Source organism: Pedobacter sp. NJ-S-72 (assembly GCF_053890575.1).
In genome coordinates this window covers 561,511-578,727 of the sequence record NZ_CM132681.1, presented here as the reverse complement: position 1 = coordinate 578,727, position 17,217 = coordinate 561,511, and the positions used below count along the sequence as shown (strand labels likewise).

General features: G+C 39.2%; 18 protein-coding genes. 3 read left to right on the top strand and 15 right to left on the bottom strand.

The window, feature by feature from the left end:
• Positions 1–132: 132 nt before the first annotated feature.
• The 3 genes from ACWYN3_RS03820 to ACWYN3_RS03810 all read right to left on the bottom strand — a co-directional run bounded on the left by ACWYN3_RS03820 (position 133) and on the right by ACWYN3_RS03810 (position 1,488).
• Entirely contained in the window at positions 133–285 is a 153-nt protein-coding gene (locus tag ACWYN3_RS03820) for a hypothetical protein (RefSeq protein WP_456219934.1), read from the bottom strand.
• Positions 286–319: 34 nt separating this feature from the next.
• Positions 320–832 (bottom strand): SRPBCC family protein, encoded by a 513-nt coding sequence (locus tag ACWYN3_RS03815; protein ID WP_456219933.1) that lies wholly within the window; start codon positions 830–832, stop codon positions 320–322.
• Positions 833–897: 65 nt separating this feature from the next.
• Entirely contained in the window at positions 898–1,488 is a 591-nt protein-coding gene (locus ACWYN3_RS03810) for a Crp/Fnr family transcriptional regulator (RefSeq protein ID WP_456219932.1), read from the bottom strand.
• 289 nt (positions 1,489–1,777) lie between these two features.
• On the opposite strand from ACWYN3_RS03810, the gene ACWYN3_RS03805 reads away from it, so the two are divergent.
• The gene (locus tag ACWYN3_RS03805) at positions 1,778–3,634 is read left to right on the top strand and encodes a M61 family metallopeptidase (RefSeq protein WP_456219931.1); all 1,857 of its coding nucleotides are present in this window, start codon (positions 1,778–1,780) and stop codon (positions 3,632–3,634) included.
• 122 nt (positions 3,635–3,756) lie between these two features.
• On the opposite strand, the gene ACWYN3_RS03800 is transcribed toward ACWYN3_RS03805, so the two are convergent.
• From ACWYN3_RS03800 to ACWYN3_RS03790, 3 genes are all read right to left on the bottom strand, one after another.
• A complete protein-coding gene (locus tag ACWYN3_RS03800) occupies positions 3,757–4,215 on the bottom strand; it encodes a class I SAM-dependent methyltransferase (protein WP_456222878.1) in 459 nt (152 codons plus the stop codon).
• Between the two features lie 44 nt (positions 4,216–4,259).
• Entirely contained in the window at positions 4,260–4,388 is a 129-nt protein-coding gene (locus ACWYN3_RS03795) for a hypothetical protein (RefSeq protein WP_456219930.1), read from the bottom strand.
• Between the two features lie 141 nt (positions 4,389–4,529).
• Positions 4,530–5,132: a hypothetical protein gene (locus ACWYN3_RS03790; RefSeq protein ID WP_456219929.1), complete on the bottom strand. Its 603-nt coding sequence runs from the start codon at positions 5,130–5,132 to the stop codon at positions 4,530–4,532.
• A 148-nt stretch (positions 5,133–5,280) separates the two neighbouring features.
• Between ACWYN3_RS03790 and ACWYN3_RS03785 the strand changes: the two genes are divergently transcribed.
• Positions 5,281–6,315 carry a DUF5686 family protein gene (locus ACWYN3_RS03785; protein ID WP_456219928.1) on the top strand — a complete coding sequence of 345 codons (1,035 nt, stop codon included), beginning with the start codon at positions 5,281–5,283 and terminating at the stop codon, positions 6,313–6,315.
• Positions 6,297–7,766, top strand: a complete 1,470-nt coding sequence (locus tag ACWYN3_RS03780; RefSeq protein ID WP_456219927.1) for a DUF5686 family protein — start codon at positions 6,297–6,299, stop codon at positions 7,764–7,766. Before ACWYN3_RS03785 ends, ACWYN3_RS03780 begins: the two co-directional genes overlap by 19 nt.
• An 89-nt stretch (positions 7,767–7,855) precedes the next feature.
• Here the strand turns inward: ACWYN3_RS03780 and ACWYN3_RS03775 are convergent, their stop codons facing one another.
• The 9 genes from ACWYN3_RS03775 to ACWYN3_RS03735 are packed head-to-tail and all read right to left on the bottom strand — an operon-like array spanning position 7,856 to position 17,209.
• The gene (locus tag ACWYN3_RS03775; protein ID WP_456219926.1) at positions 7,856–8,770 is read right to left on the bottom strand and encodes a thioesterase domain-containing protein; all 915 of its coding nucleotides are present in this window, start codon (positions 8,768–8,770) and stop codon (positions 7,856–7,858) included.
• Positions 8,770–10,287, bottom strand: a complete 1,518-nt coding sequence (locus ACWYN3_RS03770) for a non-ribosomal peptide synthetase (RefSeq protein WP_456219925.1) — start codon at positions 10,285–10,287, stop codon at positions 8,770–8,772. The genes ACWYN3_RS03775 and ACWYN3_RS03770 overlap by 1 nt, the downstream gene beginning before the upstream one ends.
• Positions 10,250–11,281: a condensation domain-containing protein gene (locus ACWYN3_RS03765; RefSeq protein ID WP_456219924.1), complete on the bottom strand. Its 1,032-nt coding sequence runs from the start codon at positions 11,279–11,281 to the stop codon at positions 10,250–10,252. The genes ACWYN3_RS03770 and ACWYN3_RS03765 overlap by 38 nt, the downstream gene beginning before the upstream one ends.
• Entirely contained in the window at positions 11,278–12,780 is a 1,503-nt protein-coding gene (locus tag ACWYN3_RS03760) for a condensation domain-containing protein (protein ID WP_456219923.1), read from the bottom strand. Before ACWYN3_RS03760 ends, ACWYN3_RS03765 begins: the two co-directional genes overlap by 4 nt.
• 5 nt (positions 12,781–12,785) lie before the next feature.
• Entirely contained in the window at positions 12,786–13,271 is a 486-nt protein-coding gene (locus ACWYN3_RS03755) for an AMP-binding protein (RefSeq protein ID WP_456219922.1), read from the bottom strand.
• Positions 13,268–14,284, bottom strand: coding sequence for a condensation domain-containing protein (locus tag ACWYN3_RS03750; protein ID WP_456219921.1), 1,017 nt, complete (start codon positions 14,282–14,284; stop codon positions 13,268–13,270). The genes ACWYN3_RS03755 and ACWYN3_RS03750 overlap by 4 nt, the downstream gene beginning before the upstream one ends.
• Entirely contained in the window at positions 14,281–14,688 is a 408-nt protein-coding gene (locus ACWYN3_RS03745; RefSeq protein WP_456219920.1) for a condensation domain-containing protein, read from the bottom strand. The genes ACWYN3_RS03750 and ACWYN3_RS03745 overlap by 4 nt, the downstream gene beginning before the upstream one ends.
• Positions 14,689–14,729: 41 nt before the next feature.
• The gene (locus tag ACWYN3_RS03740) at positions 14,730–16,256 is read right to left on the bottom strand and encodes an AMP-binding protein (RefSeq protein ID WP_456219919.1); all 1,527 of its coding nucleotides are present in this window, start codon (positions 16,254–16,256) and stop codon (positions 14,730–14,732) included.
• A gap of 26 nt (positions 16,257–16,282) precedes the next feature.
• On the bottom strand, positions 16,283–17,209 hold the full coding sequence (locus tag ACWYN3_RS03735) for an AMP-binding protein (RefSeq protein ID WP_456219918.1): 927 nt from the start codon (positions 17,207–17,209) through the stop codon (positions 16,283–16,285).
• Positions 17,210–17,217: the final 8 nt, after the last annotated feature.

The window sequence follows — 17,217 nt, the reverse complement described above, 5'->3', positions numbered from 1 at the left end:
ATTCAATAATACTGAATTTATATTCTGTTTTCGGAACCGGAAGCCCGGTAAGCAGAAAAGACGGAGCTCCAATTTTTTATATTAAGTTATTGTTAAATAACCGCTTAAACCCCATTTTTCTTAATATGACTCTTATCTTTGCACCGAAGTACAAGTGCTACTCTCAAACGCAGGGCGCTGAATGATGGCGGCACCAGAAGGTTCGATTCCTTCCTCTGCATCTACCCCCCTTAAAACCAGATCAGCCTTGTCAAAATAGACAAGGCTGTCAGGATTCTCACTCACCTACGTTTGTATTAATCAAAAATTTTCAGCAGTTCTACAAACTCTTTTCTACTACTTCTTTGATCTTCTCATTCATCAGTATAAAAAAACTTTTCGTATTGTTATCCAGTTGTTTTTTTAGAAACGGCACTAAGATTCCTTTGAATTTTTCACTCTGTATCAATGTGGTGGTTCCGTTACCGTTATCGATCAGTTCAAATTTATGTTCTCCATCAAAGATTCCCGGAAACAATAAGTGACCAATCCACCTGAACTCTTTATTGCGTTCAAAAGCAAGAACTTTTGGTTTAAAAGTCATGCCTTTCGCTTCCGGAGGTGCGATTTGTACAGTAATCTGCTGGCCAACTTTAACATCGCCTGTGAGCATTTTGATAAAGGGGTTCCATTTTGGATAATTATCAAAATCAACCAATGCTACCCAAACCTTTTGGGGCGCCGCGTTTATTATAATTCCTGTTTTAATTTCTTTTGCCATGAGCAGACCGTTTAAAATGAGAATTAAAAAGCCTGATACGAGTAATAAATAAATGGCTTTTGATATCTTCATATGGTTTCATTATTAACTAACGATACAAAGGTCAGTAATCAGGAAAGATCCGCACTTGATAAAAATCAAGAATTCAAATCTCTTATAAAAGCTGCTTTTTTTCTAATCCGGCTGAATGTTTCCGGTGTCATGCCAAGCATGGAAGCGATATATTGAAGAGGAACCTGGTTAAAAAGCTCCTTATTATTTTCAAAGAAGAAACTATATCTTTCTTCTGCACTCATAGAAAGATGGGTAAAAATCCGATCCTCCAGTGTAGTAAAACATCTGGTGATAAATAACTTTTCAAACTCCTGCCACCTGGGAACCAATGCTCCTATCCGTTTATAATCTGCCCTGTTAATCGTAAATAAAATGGCATCTGTTAAGGCTTGGATATTCCACCGGGCAGGTTTTTCAAAGATGAACCCCGAAAGATCTGTTACAAAATATCCTTGCGTGGAAATCCATTGGGTAACTTCTTTATCTGCTGTTTCAGCAAAGATTCTGAACATCCCTGATTGTACAAAGCTCAACTGATCAGCAGGTTTACCTGATTTCAGAAAGTAGTCGCCTTTTTTAATAGTACTCAGCTTGAACAGAGAACCAATTGCTTCCAATTCATCAGCCTCAACCTTACCAAAGTAAGCTACAATGTATTTTTCAAGTTCTGTCATCGCCCGTTTCTCAAAGGTAATCCTATTATTTTAATTACTTTGCAAACAAAGCCTATGGATACGGAAAAAACCCAGATAAATATTTCATATGAACAACCCATAGAAATCAGGGTTGAATCTCCATTATCTATCTTTTATACGTATAGTGGAGTACTTAACCTTAGTAAGAAGAAGTAATCTGCCTGTCTTAATTTATTTGAATAAGTTTTGTAACTTATTCCCTTTAAGCTACTCTTATTCAAGCTGCACCTTAACTAATCAGCACTATTCAAAAGTTCAAAGACACTCTATGAAAAAGTATTTTATCCCATTTTTACTGCTGTTAACTGCTGGCTCAGCTTTTGCGCAGAACAGCAACTCAAATTATAAATATAGCCTCAACTTAAATAATGTTGTAGATGATAAGCTCCAGGTAACCTTGCTTACACCAAAATTAAAAGGTAAAGAGACCATTTTTCATCTTCCTAAAATGGTTCCCGGTACTTATGCAATTGCCGATTATGGACGTTACATCTCCGACCTGAAAGCTTTTGATCATAAGGGAAATCCTCTAAAAAACGAAAGAACAGATTCAAATTCATGGAAAATTGCTGATGCAGATAAACTGGCAAAAGTGACTTACCTGGTAGATGACAGCTGGGATAGCCCGGAGATTAAAGGGGCAGAAATATTTCAGCCGGCAGGTACCAATATTGATAAGGATAAAGTATTTGTGATTAATAATTTTGGTTTCTTTGGCTATTTCGATGGCGCGAAAAGTGCCCCTTTTGAGATCACAAATACTAAACCAGCCGAATTCTATGGTTCAACATCTCTTAAGGCTCATCATTTAAATGCAACTACCGATCAGTATAATGTTGCTGATTATTATAGCCTGGCAGATGCACCAATGATGTATAACAAGCCAGATACGACCACTTTAAATATTGGCGGTGCTGAAATCCTGGTTTCTCTTTATTCACCTAACCACAAGGCTACATCTGCTGATATTGCGAAAGTTCTTCAAAAAACAGTGGAAGCGCAAAAGGAATATCTTGGAGGAAAATTACCAGTTGATAAGTATGCTTTTATCATCACTTTAACAGATAATCCAAAAATAAGAAGTTATGGTGCCTTAGAACATTCTTACTCTTCTTTCTATTTTCTTCCGGAAATGTTCACTCCCGCAAAACTGGCCGAAACGATTAACAATACCGGTGCACATGAATTCTTTCATATTGTAACTCCATTAAGTATTCATAGTCATGAGATTGGAGAATTTGATTATGATCATCCTAAAAATCCCGAACACCTGTGGATGTATGAAGGGCTTACAGAATACGCTGCTCACCATATGCAGGTAAAGTATGGATTAATAGATTTCGCTGAATACTTGAAAGTTCAGACCGATAAACTGGATAATGCCATGCGCTATAATGATACACTGGCTTTCACGACCATGTCTAAAGGTGTTTTAGATACTTATGAAAAGCAGTATGGAAACGTTTATGAAAAAGGGGCACTGATTGGACTTTGTCTTGATATTAAACTCAGACAGTTATCAAAAGGAAAATATGGAACTCAGAACCTGATGGCCGACTTATCAAAAACCTATGGTAAAACCAGGTCTTTTAAAGACGATGAGCTGTTCGCAACCATTACCAAATTGACATACCCTGAAATTGGCGAGTTCTTAAATACTTATGTTGCCGGAACTAAAAAACTCCCTTACAAAGAGATCTTTGCTGCTATAGGTGTTGATTTTGAACCAGTAGTTACGGTTAAAAAAGCAGGTATGGGCAAAATGGGAATGGGTTATAATGGTAAAAACCTGTTCGTAGCGGATATAAACGGGATGAATGATTTTGGTAAAAAGATGGGCTATCAGAAAGGTGATGAATTTATCAGTATCAATGGAAAAAGCATTCCTGACATTTCTGAGGTGAAGCTATTTCTGGATAATTTACGTGAAAACTTAAAGGAAGGCGATAAACTGACTATCGTGGTCTCAAGAAAAGACAGAACTGGTAAGGCGAATGAAGTTACCTTAAGTCAGCCTGTTGAAGTTCAGGATGAAAAGAAATACAATGTTTTAAAAGAGTTCTCTGAACAAACAGACGAACAAAAAGCATTGAGAAAAGCGTGGTTGAATACGACTAAGAACTAGTTCTTACATTCAAAATATATAATTCTTATATTCAATATTAATAAAAAAAGGCTTCCTGCTTTGATTACAATCAAAATCGGAAGCCCGTTTTTATTAACTATACCTTTGGAGACTGATACTAACTAGTAGTTATCTCCTTTTTTACATTTGATTAAAAAAAACGGCTGACTTTCACTGATTTCTGTGACTTCAAACAATCCGTATTTGCTAAACTCAGATTTGATTGATTCCCTGTCATAGAAAAACATCTTAACCCCATCAAATATCTCGTAACGATCCTCGCTGACAAACTTGCCTTGTCCATAGGTATGCGCTTCTTTCGAAATAACCGTAAAGATCATATAGCCATGCGCTGACAGTTGATTATAGCAGTCACGAATTAGTTTGTCTCTTTCATTACTGTCCAGCAAATGAATTAAAGCATAACAAAATACCCCATCATACTGGTTTTTATCGAATGGCATATCAGTTACAGAGCCATGATGGATTACCATAGCGGTTCCGTAATGTTTTGCCGCCATTTCAATAGCAGTTTTTGAAATCTCAATCCCTGTTACAGCTATTCCGCTTTCTTTGAAAATGTGCGCATTCCGTCCATAACCGATTCCAGGTATCAGGATGTTTTTTACTGATTGCTGCGAAAAAAAAAATCCTTTACCAAAACAGCAGAATTAGCTGGTTCGAAGCCCCACATCTCTTGTTTTTGGTCAAAGGCCAATTCCCAAAACTCTGGCTTTTCAGTTTCATCTTTCATTTCTCTTCTTTTTATGCTATTGATAACTCTTTTTAGATTATTAGTACTGCAATTTATCAAGAAACACTTAGTTATCTATAGCAGAATAGTCATAAGCGCAGAGGTTATCCCACACATTTGTAAAAATTGATTTCTTCTTCGCTAACCAATAATTCCCTCTAAAAATTCATTCCTGTTTTGATTGGACAGAGCAAAATATTCATTCCTGAATAAACCTTTGAATTTTTTACGTTTCATTGCTTTCTTCAACTCAGTTTTCAAATCTTCAAACGTAATTTTTGTATCAAAAGACAAAATTTCAGATACCTGGAAGATCTCAATGACCAGATCAACCATCATCCTGATTTCTTCCTGACCAAAGCCCTCTTCATCATAAGCCAGCAGCTTAATCAAATATTCACAGTCTTTCAGAAACACAGTAACAAGCAGATCAGCTATGATTTTATCATTTAATATCTCAGAAAGTCTCTTTTTGTCTGACAAAGAAAAAATCACTTCATATTTAAGTTGCTTTAATAAATGTGTTTTTAAGACATCCTGATGTCCGGCAAAATGTTCATCAATAAATTTCACCAGAAACAATTGCTGACTCAGAGCCAGTTTTTGGATGGAGAACTCGTTACTTAAAGTCTTTCCATGCTCAATGAAGTAAATGAAATTTATGGGTTGCAGATCAACTGGAGAAAGCCCTGATTGTAAGAGTTCTTTTTCGTTGTTCTTAATGATGATAGCTAAGTTATGCATTAACAATTTCCTCCTTTAGTCTCTGGCTTTCTATTTACGCTGCCTATCAAGATAGAAAATTTTCGTGTAGCCCTTTAACCTTTTTTAACTTATTGTTATATAATATTACGCACAAAATATAACATCTTAGTGCATTGATACTATTTACATGAAGAAACTATTACTCTCGCTCCTGTTCTTGTTAACTGCAACCCTAACCTTTGGACAGCAATTCATTCTCAAAGGTGTCACCTCCGACAACCAAAGCACGCTCCCCTTTACTAGTATTTACATTCAGGGCACCAGTAAAGGTACCTCTGCTAATGCCAGTGGAGAATTCCAGCTCAAACTTGAAAAAGGCCGGTATACTTTAGTTTTTAAAGCTGTGGGCTACAAACAATTGATCAAAGAAGTTGACATCAGTGCAGATACTTACCTGCCTGTAACCATGGAGGCAGAAGCATATCAGTTAAAAGATGTAGTGATCAGGGCCAACAGTGAAGATCCGGCTTACGAGATCATCAGAAATGCAATCAAAAGACGTAAACAACACTTAACCGAAGTAAATGCTTATTCCTGTGACGCCTACATCAAAGGAGTAACCAAACTTAAAAATGCACCAAAGAAAATCCTGGGTAGAAATATCCAGGATGATCTTAAAAATATAGGACTGGATTCTGGCAAACGAGGGATACTCTATCTTTCTGAATCAGTTTCTAAATTCAATTACCAGGAGCCTGGCAAAGTCTATGAAGAAATGATCTCTTCAAAGGTGAGTGGCAACAGCAATGGTTTCAGTTTTAACCAGGCTAATGGTTTTATGGTCAGTTTCTATCAAAATACAGTCGATATCAGTGAGCTGAGCCGTGTAGGTTTTATTTCGCCTATTGCGGATAATGCCATGCTGTTTTACCGCTATAAATTTATTGGTACTTTTAGAGAGGGTAATAACTGGGTTAACAAAATAAAGGTGATTTCACGTCGTAAATATGACCAGATCTTTAATGGTTATATCTATATCATTGATGATAGCTGGCGTATTCATAGCACAGATCTGACTATCACCAACAATTCGATGATAGAGGGTATTGATACCTTACATATCAAACAACAATTCATCCCAGTCAACAACGATAAATGGATGCTGGCCAGTCAGCGCTATGACTATTCTATTCTGGTGATATATTGGGTTTCAAATTTATAGGTAACTATACAGGTGTGTTCAGTAACTATAATATTGAACCTGGTTTCCCTCCAAAATTCTTTAGTAACAGAGTGCTGAAAGTGAATGCTGGTGCCAATAAAAAAGATTCAACTTACTGGGCTGGTATCCGCCCGATGGTCTTAACCCCCGAAGAAAGCAGAGATTATGTAAAAAAAGATAGTATCAAACTGGTACATGGATCTGATAAATATCGTGATTCGATAGATAGAAAAGAGAATAAGATTAAGCCTTTAAAGATTCTAACTTTAGGTTATACCCATCAAAACACCAAAAACAAAGAATACTGGGGAATTACCGGCCCTCTTTTTAGTGTAAACTATAATACGGTAGAGGGCTGGGTATATAATCCTAAACTAAGTTATAGAAAGATATTAAAAGATAGTACTTCGCTGGTTATGCAGCTTACCCCACGTTACGGTTTCGAAAACAAAAAACTGAGTGCAAACGCAAACTTATCTTATCGGTATGACCCTAAACGAAACGCCTATATTGGACTTCGTGGGGGAACAAGCTATACCGACTTTAACAGTAATTTCGATGCAATACCCGCTTTTTTCAATACGATCAGTACCTTATTTGATAAGGACAATATATTAAAGCTGTATAAAAAGGACTTCGTCAACATTAATTCCGGCAGAGAGCTTAGCAATGGACTGTATCTTTCCGGAAACCTGGAATATGCAAATAGAACTCCCTTATTAAATACGTCATTCAGAACAGTTAAAGAATTCCCTGATAAAGAGTTTACGGCCAACAACCCCTATCCTACAGCGGGAAATGATTACGCTTTCATGGCAAATAAAGCCCTTACAGTAGGTTTAACGCTTAATATTGCTTTTGCGCAAACTTATATTGAACGTCCCGACTTCAATATAAGACAGGGTTCTAAATATCCAAAACTTCAGCTGGATTACCGTAAGGGAATAAAAGGTGTATTGAATTCGGATGTGGATTTCGATTATCTCGGGGCAAAAGTTTATGATTCCAATAAAAAACTGGGTTTACTCGGTGCATTTAAGTATAGTATCATTGCGGGTAAATTTATCAATAGAAACAGCATATATTATATGGATTATAAGCATTTTGCGGGTAGTGATATCGTAATCTATACGCAATTCACTGATGGTTTTATGATGCTGAGCCCTTATGAGTTCAGTACTGGAAAAGAATTTTTAGAAGCACATTTTGAACACAATTTTGGCGGTCTGTTTTTGAGCAAGATCCCCTTGTTCAAGAAGTTGAAAATGGAAGAAGTAATTGGTGTAAATTATCTGAACTCGGATGTGATCAAAAACTACACAGAAGTATTTGTCGGAATACAGCGATTTGGCTTAAGATTGAATTTGGTGAAGACTTTTAATTACGAGAACCTGAGTAAAATGGAGAGTAGCCGAAGTACGAGTGGGTTCAGAATATCAGCAGGGTTCTAAAATTTATATAATATTACCAATAAAAAAGGATTTAAGGTTCATTCCGAACCCTAAATCCTTATTAAGCAGAGAGGGGGATCTGCTTAATCTTATTGTTTTAACGCTTCTAAAAGCCCTTTCAAATAACCACCCATTGCTATTCCGTTTTCACCAAACGTCATATCAAAATGGTCTCCGGAAGTTAATGTGGTTGCGATCAGATCTGAGTGGGCAAGCCAACCTAAATCTTCACCAAATCCATCATTTTCCCATTTCTGATTATCAGCTCTGATAATCGTCAATTGCGTATTCACTTTCCCTGAAGTGACATAATTATAGTTCGTGGAATTAAAAACCAGTAAATAAACCAGCTTCAAATCAAACTCAGTACCTTTTTTAAGATCGCGGTATTGAGTCACTATAAAATCAAGCATAAAATCACGCATCTCATGTTCAGGCAGTAAATTAATGTCCGATTTGAATTTCAATAACCAATCAGTATGAGGCTGGTCTGCTTTGATGATTTCAAAGACTTCAAGATAGGCCACAGTATCTTTAATCAAAGCATCCGCACCTGAAGGCATAATGCTTCTTGGAGATACATCTATGATTGCTGCCAGCTCTACCTTTTCATTGCTCGCTTCCAGAAGTTTGGTCATTTCAAAAACAACCCATCCGCCTAAGGAATGTCCGGCAAAACGATAAGGCCCTTTAGGTTGTATCTTCCTGATCCATTTAACGTTTTGTGCAGCAATATCCTTCATATCCTTTAAAGGAGTTTCTCCCTGAAGCGATCCCACCATGTTTAAGCCATATACCGGAGCTACCGTCTCCATTTCTTTGGCCATTTTGTCGTATCCGTCAACCAGACCTACCCCACCAGGTAAAATAAATAATGGCGTACCTTCTTTTGCCTTGTTTAATAAAATGATATGTTTTTTATTAAACTCATCAGTCTGAGCATCTTCTTCATTTGTTTCTCCGTTCAGCACAGCCGATTGTCCGGCAATAGTTGGGAAAGTCATCAAATCATCAGCTGTATACTATAACCGATATTTCTGATGCGCGAAAGCAATCTTACAGCAATTAATGAATGACCACCCAGTTCAAAGAAGTTGTCGTGGATACCAATCTTTTGTATTTGTAATAGCTCTTGCCAGATACCTGCTAATGCCTGCTCAGTAATATTTCTGGGGGCCACATAGACTTTACCGGCTAATAATCCGCCTTCTGGTTCTGGCAACGCTTTCTTATCAACTTTTCCATTAGCAGTTAACGGCAGGTGATCCAGTTTCACTACTACCGGAACCATATATTCAGGCAGATGTTTTTTGAGATAAGCTATAATAGCTTCATTGGTTTTGGCAGGCTCATGAAGAGCCAAACCTGTTTCTCCTTTTGAGGTGACGATATAAGCTATCAAACGCTTAATCCCCTGCTCATCTGATTTTGCAATAACAACACTTTGCGTTACATCAGGATGTTGATTTAGAACGTGCTCTATCTCACCTAATTCGATACGGTAACCGCGGATCTTCACCTGGTCATCAATCCTGCCAAGATATTCAATGGTACCTTCGGGTAAGGTTCTGCCAAGATCTCCTGTTTTGTACAACTGATTTCCTGGTCGGAAAGCATCTGCAACGAATTTCTCTCTGGTCAGTTCCGCTCTGTTTAAATACCCTCTCGACACCCCAATACCAGATACACAAATCTCTCCGGGCACACCCATTGGACAGATCTGTCCATAAGCATCCAGAATATAAATGTGTAAATTCTGGATAGTTTTCCCCAGTGGGATATTACTGCTTTCAGGTGCACTATACATAAAGTGATGTGTAATATCATCCGAAGCCTCTGTTGGCCCGTAAGCATTCACAACAGGAATACGTCCATAATCAGGATGCGCAAACCATTGTGCCAGTACAGACTGGCTCACTGCTTCTCCGGTTACCAGCAAATAGCGTAATTTTTGTAAACGTACCGCTGTTTTTTCTTGTAAGACTGCCGCAAGATAAGAAGGAACCAGTTCCAGAATATTAACCTGATCAGCTTCTGCCTGTGCAATCAGCCTTGCTGGTTCAAGAATCAATGCGGTTGGATAAATAACTGTACAGCCACCGTTTAACAAAGCACAGAACATTTGCCATACCGAGATATCAAAAGTATAAGATGCAGTATAAGCAATTACAGAATTCTGATCCAGCTGCAACTCATTAACCTTTGAATACAAATGATTCAGCATCCCGCGATGCTCCACGAGTACACCTTTAGGTTTACCTGTAGAACCAGAGGTATAAATCATATAAGAAAGATCGTGTGCAGCGATTCTGTTTTCTGGTGAGGTAACCCTCTGCCCGGCTAAGAACCCGCTTTGCCCCAGTAAAATCACTGTTGCCTGTAATTGAGCAGGAAGTACTCCCCTGCTTTGCTGATCACTGATAATTAAACTTACACCACTATCATTCAATAGATAATCAATTCGTTCTGCCGGATAAGAAGGATCAATCGGAACATAAGCACCACCCCGCTTTCCAAACACCTAATATACCAGTGATCATGTCAAGCGAACGACCGATACAAAGACCAACCAGCTGATCGGCCTTCATCCCTTTATCCAGAAGATAGTGGGCTAACCTGTTTGCTTTCTCATTTAATTCACGATAAGTATAAGATTGGTTTTCAAACAATAATGCTACAGCCTCCGGTCTTTTCACCACCCATTCTTCAAATATAGCAACCACATTACTTTCCTTCGGGTAAGCTACTTCTGCCCCGCTGAATTGTGTGATTAATCCGGCAGCTTCTCCTGAAGCCAGCATTTCCAGTCTGTTAATCTCAGTAGCGGATGCTGCAATAACAGAACGAAGTAATTGCTCATAATGACCTGCCATCCTTAAAATGGTATCTTCACGGAACAGATCTGTACAATACCCGATTTCCAGCATCAGTCCGTCTTTTTGTTCAGTGACCACAAAATTGATGTCAAATTGCGAAGGACTATAAGTTACCGGTTCTTGTGACACAGTAAGATTTCCCAATACCAATACCAGTGCTGCATCATCAGGGGTATTCTGTAAAATAAACATCACCTGGAATAAAGGATTTTTTCCCAGATCACGATTACCAGCCACCGTTTCCAATGCTTTTTCGAATGGCATATCCTGATTTCCGTAGCCTTCCAGTAAAGTCGTTTTCACCTTTTGCACCAAAGTATCAAAAGATGGTTCTCCACTCAGGTCACTCCGGATAGCCAGCGTATTGATAAAGAACCCGACCAGATTTTCAATTTCCTGCCTGGTCCTGCCTGCCACCAATGTACCAACGGTAACATCTTCCTGACCACTATAACGGTATAATAATACCTGGAAAGTACTTAACAGTGTCATAAACAAAGTAACGCTTTGTTCTTTGCTGTACTGATTCAGCGCATCAGCAAGATCCTGAGGAATATGATAATATAAAAGATCTCCGGCTGTACTCTGCATAACCGGTCTTGGGAAATCGGTTGGCAATTGTAAACTTTCTACTTTCACACAGCTAACTGACCGGTCCAGTAATCCTGCTGCAATTGTAATATTTCACCCGCAATATGAGTTCTTTGCCATAGTGCATAATCTGCATATTGTACCGCTAATGGCTCAAGATTTGGTTCCACTTCTCCTGCATAAGCAGTATAGAATTCTGATAACTCTTTCACAATCACAGATAATGACCAGCCATCTGATGCGATATGATGCATCACGATAATCAATAAATGCTGCTCCTCTGCCGACGTTAAAAGTCCGGCCCTTAACATATGATCTGATGAAAGATTAAAAGGCGCATTAATAAATTCAGCTATAGTATCTTTTGAATCACCTTTGATATCCATCGCTGACATTTGCCAGTTATTTGGCGGTAATATCAATTGATATCCAACCCCATCTTCTTCTCTGATTACTGTTCTCAGTACTTCGTGACGATTAACAATACTTTGTATAGCCTGCTGTAGCGCAGCACGGTTCAGTGTTCCTTTCAGTTTTAACACAGCAGGAATATGATAATGTGAGCTGCCTTCTAACTGATCAATAAACCATAAACGCTCCTGACTGAATGATAAAGGAATTAAGTCTGGTCTGACATTTAAGGCAATCGCCGGCAATAGCGCACTGGCCACCTGGGTGTGCAGATGTGCTGCCAGCGCGGCAATTACAGGATATACAAACACATCCTTAATTGCAAGTTCTATTGCAAGTTCTTTACGGATCGCTGCTGTTAACCTGGTAACCAGCAAGGAGTGTCCGCCCAGTTCAAAGAAATTATCATGTATTCCTACTTGTGGGATCCCTAATAATTCCTGCCAGATATTAGCCAGAATCTGCTCTGTTTCATTACGCGGGGCAACAAATTTTTTGCTGCTCAACGCAGTTACATCGGGATCTGGTAAAGCTTTACGGTTTACTTTGCCATTTACAGTCAATGGAATTTCTTCCAGAGACACCCATAAAGCAGGTACCATATACTCAGGTAAATGAATTCTCAGATAGTTCTGAATTTCTTCTTTGTTTAAAGTGCCTTCAGGTACAACATAACCCGCTAAATACTGATTACCATACTGATCTTTTTTTGCTAATACGACACTCTGGCGCACCAGCCCGCTTTGTTCCAGTACACTTTCTATTTCGCCTAGTTCTATTCTGAATCCCCTGATTTTCACCTGATCATCAATACGACCAAGATATTCAAGGGTTCCATCAGGGTTCCAGCGGGCAAGATCACCCGTGCGATATAAGCTTACACCCGGTAATAATGCATGCTGAACAAACTTTTCAGCAGTAAGTACTGGTAAGTTCAGATAACCTCTGGCAACTCCTGCCCCGCCAATATAAAGTTCACCAACTACTCCAATTGGGGAAAGATGCTGGCTGGTATTAAAAATATAAGCACGTAATGTAGGGATCGGCTTACCAATTATACTTTGACTGCTTTCCAGATGAACCGGCAGTAATTCCTGGTAAGTCACATGGACAGTAGTTTCAGTAATTCCATACATATTGATTAACGGCAGGATGTATAAAGCTCACTCCATGGTTTTAACTTGACAGGATTTAATGCTTCACCACCAAAGATGACATAGCGGATCGCTACTGTTGCAGCATTTTTAGTCAGATAATCCTGCAAAACATAAAATGAGGACGGAGTCTGATTCAGTACAGTTACTTTTTCATCCAGTAACAATTTGCCAAATAAAGCTGTATCCTGAGTTGCTGCTTTGGGTACAACAATCAGTTTACCGCCATAAAACAGCGCACCGTACATTTCCCATACCGAGAAGTCAAAACAGAAAGAGTGGAACATTGTCCATACATCATCTCCGTTGAAATCAAACAACGGCTGGTCAGTTTCAAATAAACGGACTACATTGACATCTTCTATAATCACGCCTTTAGGACGACCGGTTGAACCAGAAGTATAGATCACATAGGCTGCATTTTCAGGAGAACGCCCTGACTCAAATCCAGTTATTGGTTCTGCTCCGATCAACTCCCGATCGGTATCAACTCTACTACCTGACCACTGAATTTTCCGCATACAACACTACAATTACTATGACTAATCACTAATGAGGCGCCTGTATCTTCAAGCATATAACTTACACGATCTTCCGGATAAGACGGGTCCATCGGTACATAAGCGCCTCCTGCTTTTAAAACACCCAGTATAGCAACAATCATATCCAGGCTTCTTTCCAGGCAAACCGGAACAAGAGTTTCAGCTTTTACACCTTGACGACGCAGATAGCCCGCTAACTGATTTGATTTTTCATCCAGTTCACGATAAGTTAATTGTTCATCTTCATAAACAACAGCCACTGCATCCGGTACTCTTTTGACTTGTACAGCAATCAGATCTGTAATGGTTATATCGTGCGCATAATCTGCTGCGATCCCGCTAAATTCTTCTAATAATTGCTGTTCTTCCACCGGTTGCAGCATTTGCAATACAGCAATATTTTCATCAGGACTGGCTACAATCGCAGCTAATAAATGCTTGAAATGGGCAATTAGTGTTGCAATACTTTCTTTAGCAAAAAGATCTGTACAATATTCTACAGACAGAGATAATCCCTTTTCGCCTTCCTGCATGGTAAACGAAAGATCAAACTTAGACGTTTTATAATCCGGTTCTTCTACTGAAAATGGAATATCTCCCAGGTTCAGTGAAGACGTATCCGGTGTATTTTGCAAAGCAAACAATACCTGGAATAAAGGACTGCGGCTTCTGTCCCTGTCACTCACTACAGCATCAACTACTTTTTCAAAAGGAATGTCCTGATGATCGTAACTATCCAGTAATGTGTTTTTCACTTGTTTCAGCAACGCTGTAAATGACGGAGCATCACTCAGATCACTGCGAATAGCTAAGGTATTGATAAAGAACCCGACCAATTCTTCTACTTCCTGACGTAATCTGCCGGCAATTGGTGTTCCGACACAAATATCATCCTGACCAGTATGGCGGTATAATAAAACCTGGAATGCCGACAATAATGTCATAACAAAGTAACATCCTGCTGACGGCTCAGCTCATCCAGTTTTTCGGAAAGATCACGGCTTAAAACAGTTTCGATCACAGCACCTCGTGTACTTTGTACTACCGGTCTGTTATAATCGGTTGGTAACTGTAAAGGCTCCAGTCCTGCCAGTTGATTTTTCCAGTAAGCTTGCTGGTCAGCCAGCAAATCTCCTGAAATATAGGTTTTCTGCCAGATCGCATAATCAGCATACTGAACAGTCAGCATAGACAATGCTGGTACCTGATCATGTGTATAAGCATGATAAAGCGCAGTCAGTTCTTTTACAATCACTGATAATGACCAGCCATCTGATGCGATATGGTGCATCACAATCACCAGTAGTTCTTCATTTTCTGCGACAGGAAATATAGCTGCGCGAAGCATATGATCTGCCGATAAATCAAAAGGATGGTCTATAAATTTAACTACATCTTCGGTCTGTTCGGCACAACAGCTCTTACTCTGCGCTGAAAGTTCCCACGATTAGTATCCATTACCTTTTGATATGCGATACCATTTTCTTCCCTGATCACCGTCCTTAATACTTCATGACGGTTAATAATGGTTTGAAACGCCCTGGTTAACGCACCCTGATCTACCGCTCCATACAAACGTAATACAGCTGGAATATGATAATGCTTACTGCCTTCTAACTGATCTATAAACCATAATCTTTCCTGACTGAAAGAAAGCGGAATATGTGCTCCTTTGGGTTGTACAACCAAATCCGGCAACACTGTTTTCCCTTTTTTACCTGCTACATAATCTGCCAGCGCAGAAATTGTAGTCTGTGCAAATAAATCCCGTACACTCATTTCTACAGCAAACTCATTACGGATTGCAGCCATCAGCCTCATTGCCAGTAACGAGTGTCCGCCAAGATCAAAGAAATTATCATAAACTCCTACCCGCTCTACACCCAGCAAATTTTGCCAGATGCCAGCCAGTAAATGTTCTGTTTTATTACGTGGTGCTATATAACCAGCAGTTGCTGACTCTCCTTCGTTGATTGCCAGTAAAGCCTTACGATCAATTTTACCATTGTCAGTCAAAGGAATTTCTTCCAGTTCTATCCATAATCCGGGCACCATATATTCTGGTAACCTTTCTTTAAGCCATTCCTGAATTGCTGCTTTTGAATAGGTCGGTTCAGGCACTACATAGCCAATCAGCCTTTTGTTATTGTTATGATCCGCTTTGGCAAGGACAATCCCATTGCTAATTCCCGGATATTGCTGTAATACATTTTCTATTTCACCTAATTCGATACGATAACCACGGATTTTGACCTGATCATCTATCCTGCCCAAAAACTCCATATTGCCATCCGCAAGCCAGCGTACCAAATCTCCGCTCCGGTATAACCGCTGTCCGGAATCAAAAGGATCAGCTATAAATTTCGCTGCCGTCATTTCGGGCAGATTAAGATAACCTCTTGCCACCTGTACCCCGCCTATACATAATTCACCTGCAACACCCAGTGGTGAAACATTCAGAGAACCATCTAAAATATAAGCAGTTACATTAGAAACTGGTTTTCCAATCGGCGGTAAAGTCTCCCCATCCTGATCTGTCAAAGGATAATAAGTAGCGACAATTGTATTCTCTGTCGGCCCGTAATTGTTAACCAGTATGAAAGGTAAACCTTTTACATCCAGAGCCCCAAGCCGGTCTCCTGCTGTCATTAAATATTCCAGGCTGGTTACAGATTTACGCAGGATATGTATCACATCAACAACTAAACCTGTAGCAATAAAACTATGGGTGATTTCCTGATCAATATAGTAGTTCACCAAACCTTCTGGTGATACTCTGATGGTATCATCTAATAAATGTATAGTTGCCCCCGAACCTAAATAAGGCCATATCTCCCAAACCGAAGCATCGAACCCAATACTTGACATTACGGTCATACTGCTCTCTGCGGTTACATTATAGATAAAAAAAAACATGGCAGTCTATCATATTCAGAACACCCTTATGCGTTCATTGTCCCTTTAGGACGGCCAGTAGATCCAGAAGTATAGATCACATAGGCCAGATTTCCAACATGTGCGTCATTAGGAACATTGACTACCGGACAAGCCAGTAAAATCATTTCCAGTTCATCCAGGCAAAGTAATTCAATTCCAGCATTGTCCGTTTCACAAAGATCGGCAAAACGCACAGCGGTAATCACCAGTGAACAACCAGAATCAGACAGCATAAAACTGATCCGTTCTGCCGGATAATTGGTATCTATCGGAACATAGGCACCACCCGCTTTTAATATCCCAAGAATAGCGATCACCAGTTCAGTACTTCTGTCTAAACAAATGGGTACCAGCGTTTCTGGGTTAACCCCTTTACTTTTCAGATAATACCCAAGCTGATTGGAACGCTCATTCAATTCTTTGTAAGTTAAATCTTCATTTCCATAGACCAGTGCAATCGCATCCGGTGTCAATGCAGCCTGCTGTTCAAACAAATGCGCTAAAGTCTGATCTTCGACTAAACGTTTACCTCCTGCATGACTAAACTGCTTTAATTGTTTATTTAACTCGTAATCAGGCAAAATAATACTGTTTGCCATTGGCGATTCATAGTCCTCCACATAAGCATTAACTACGTTTTTGAAATAAGTAAGCAACTCTTCCAGCCTTTTACCTGACTTCAATTCTTTCCGCAAACTAAAACTAACTTCCAATGTGTTTGCAGTGATACTAGTGGTACAATCCAGGTAAGTATTTGTTAATTCATACCCTTCAATAGTTAAAGACTGGTCATCTGTTTCGTATTGATTTTCTTTAGATACATCAAAACCTATATGATCATAAACGTGAAAATTAATAAAATTGAAAACAGCATCAAAGAAAGGGTTTTCATCAGCAGATGATTCTCTCGTGATCCGCTTAATTTCCATCATACTTGTCC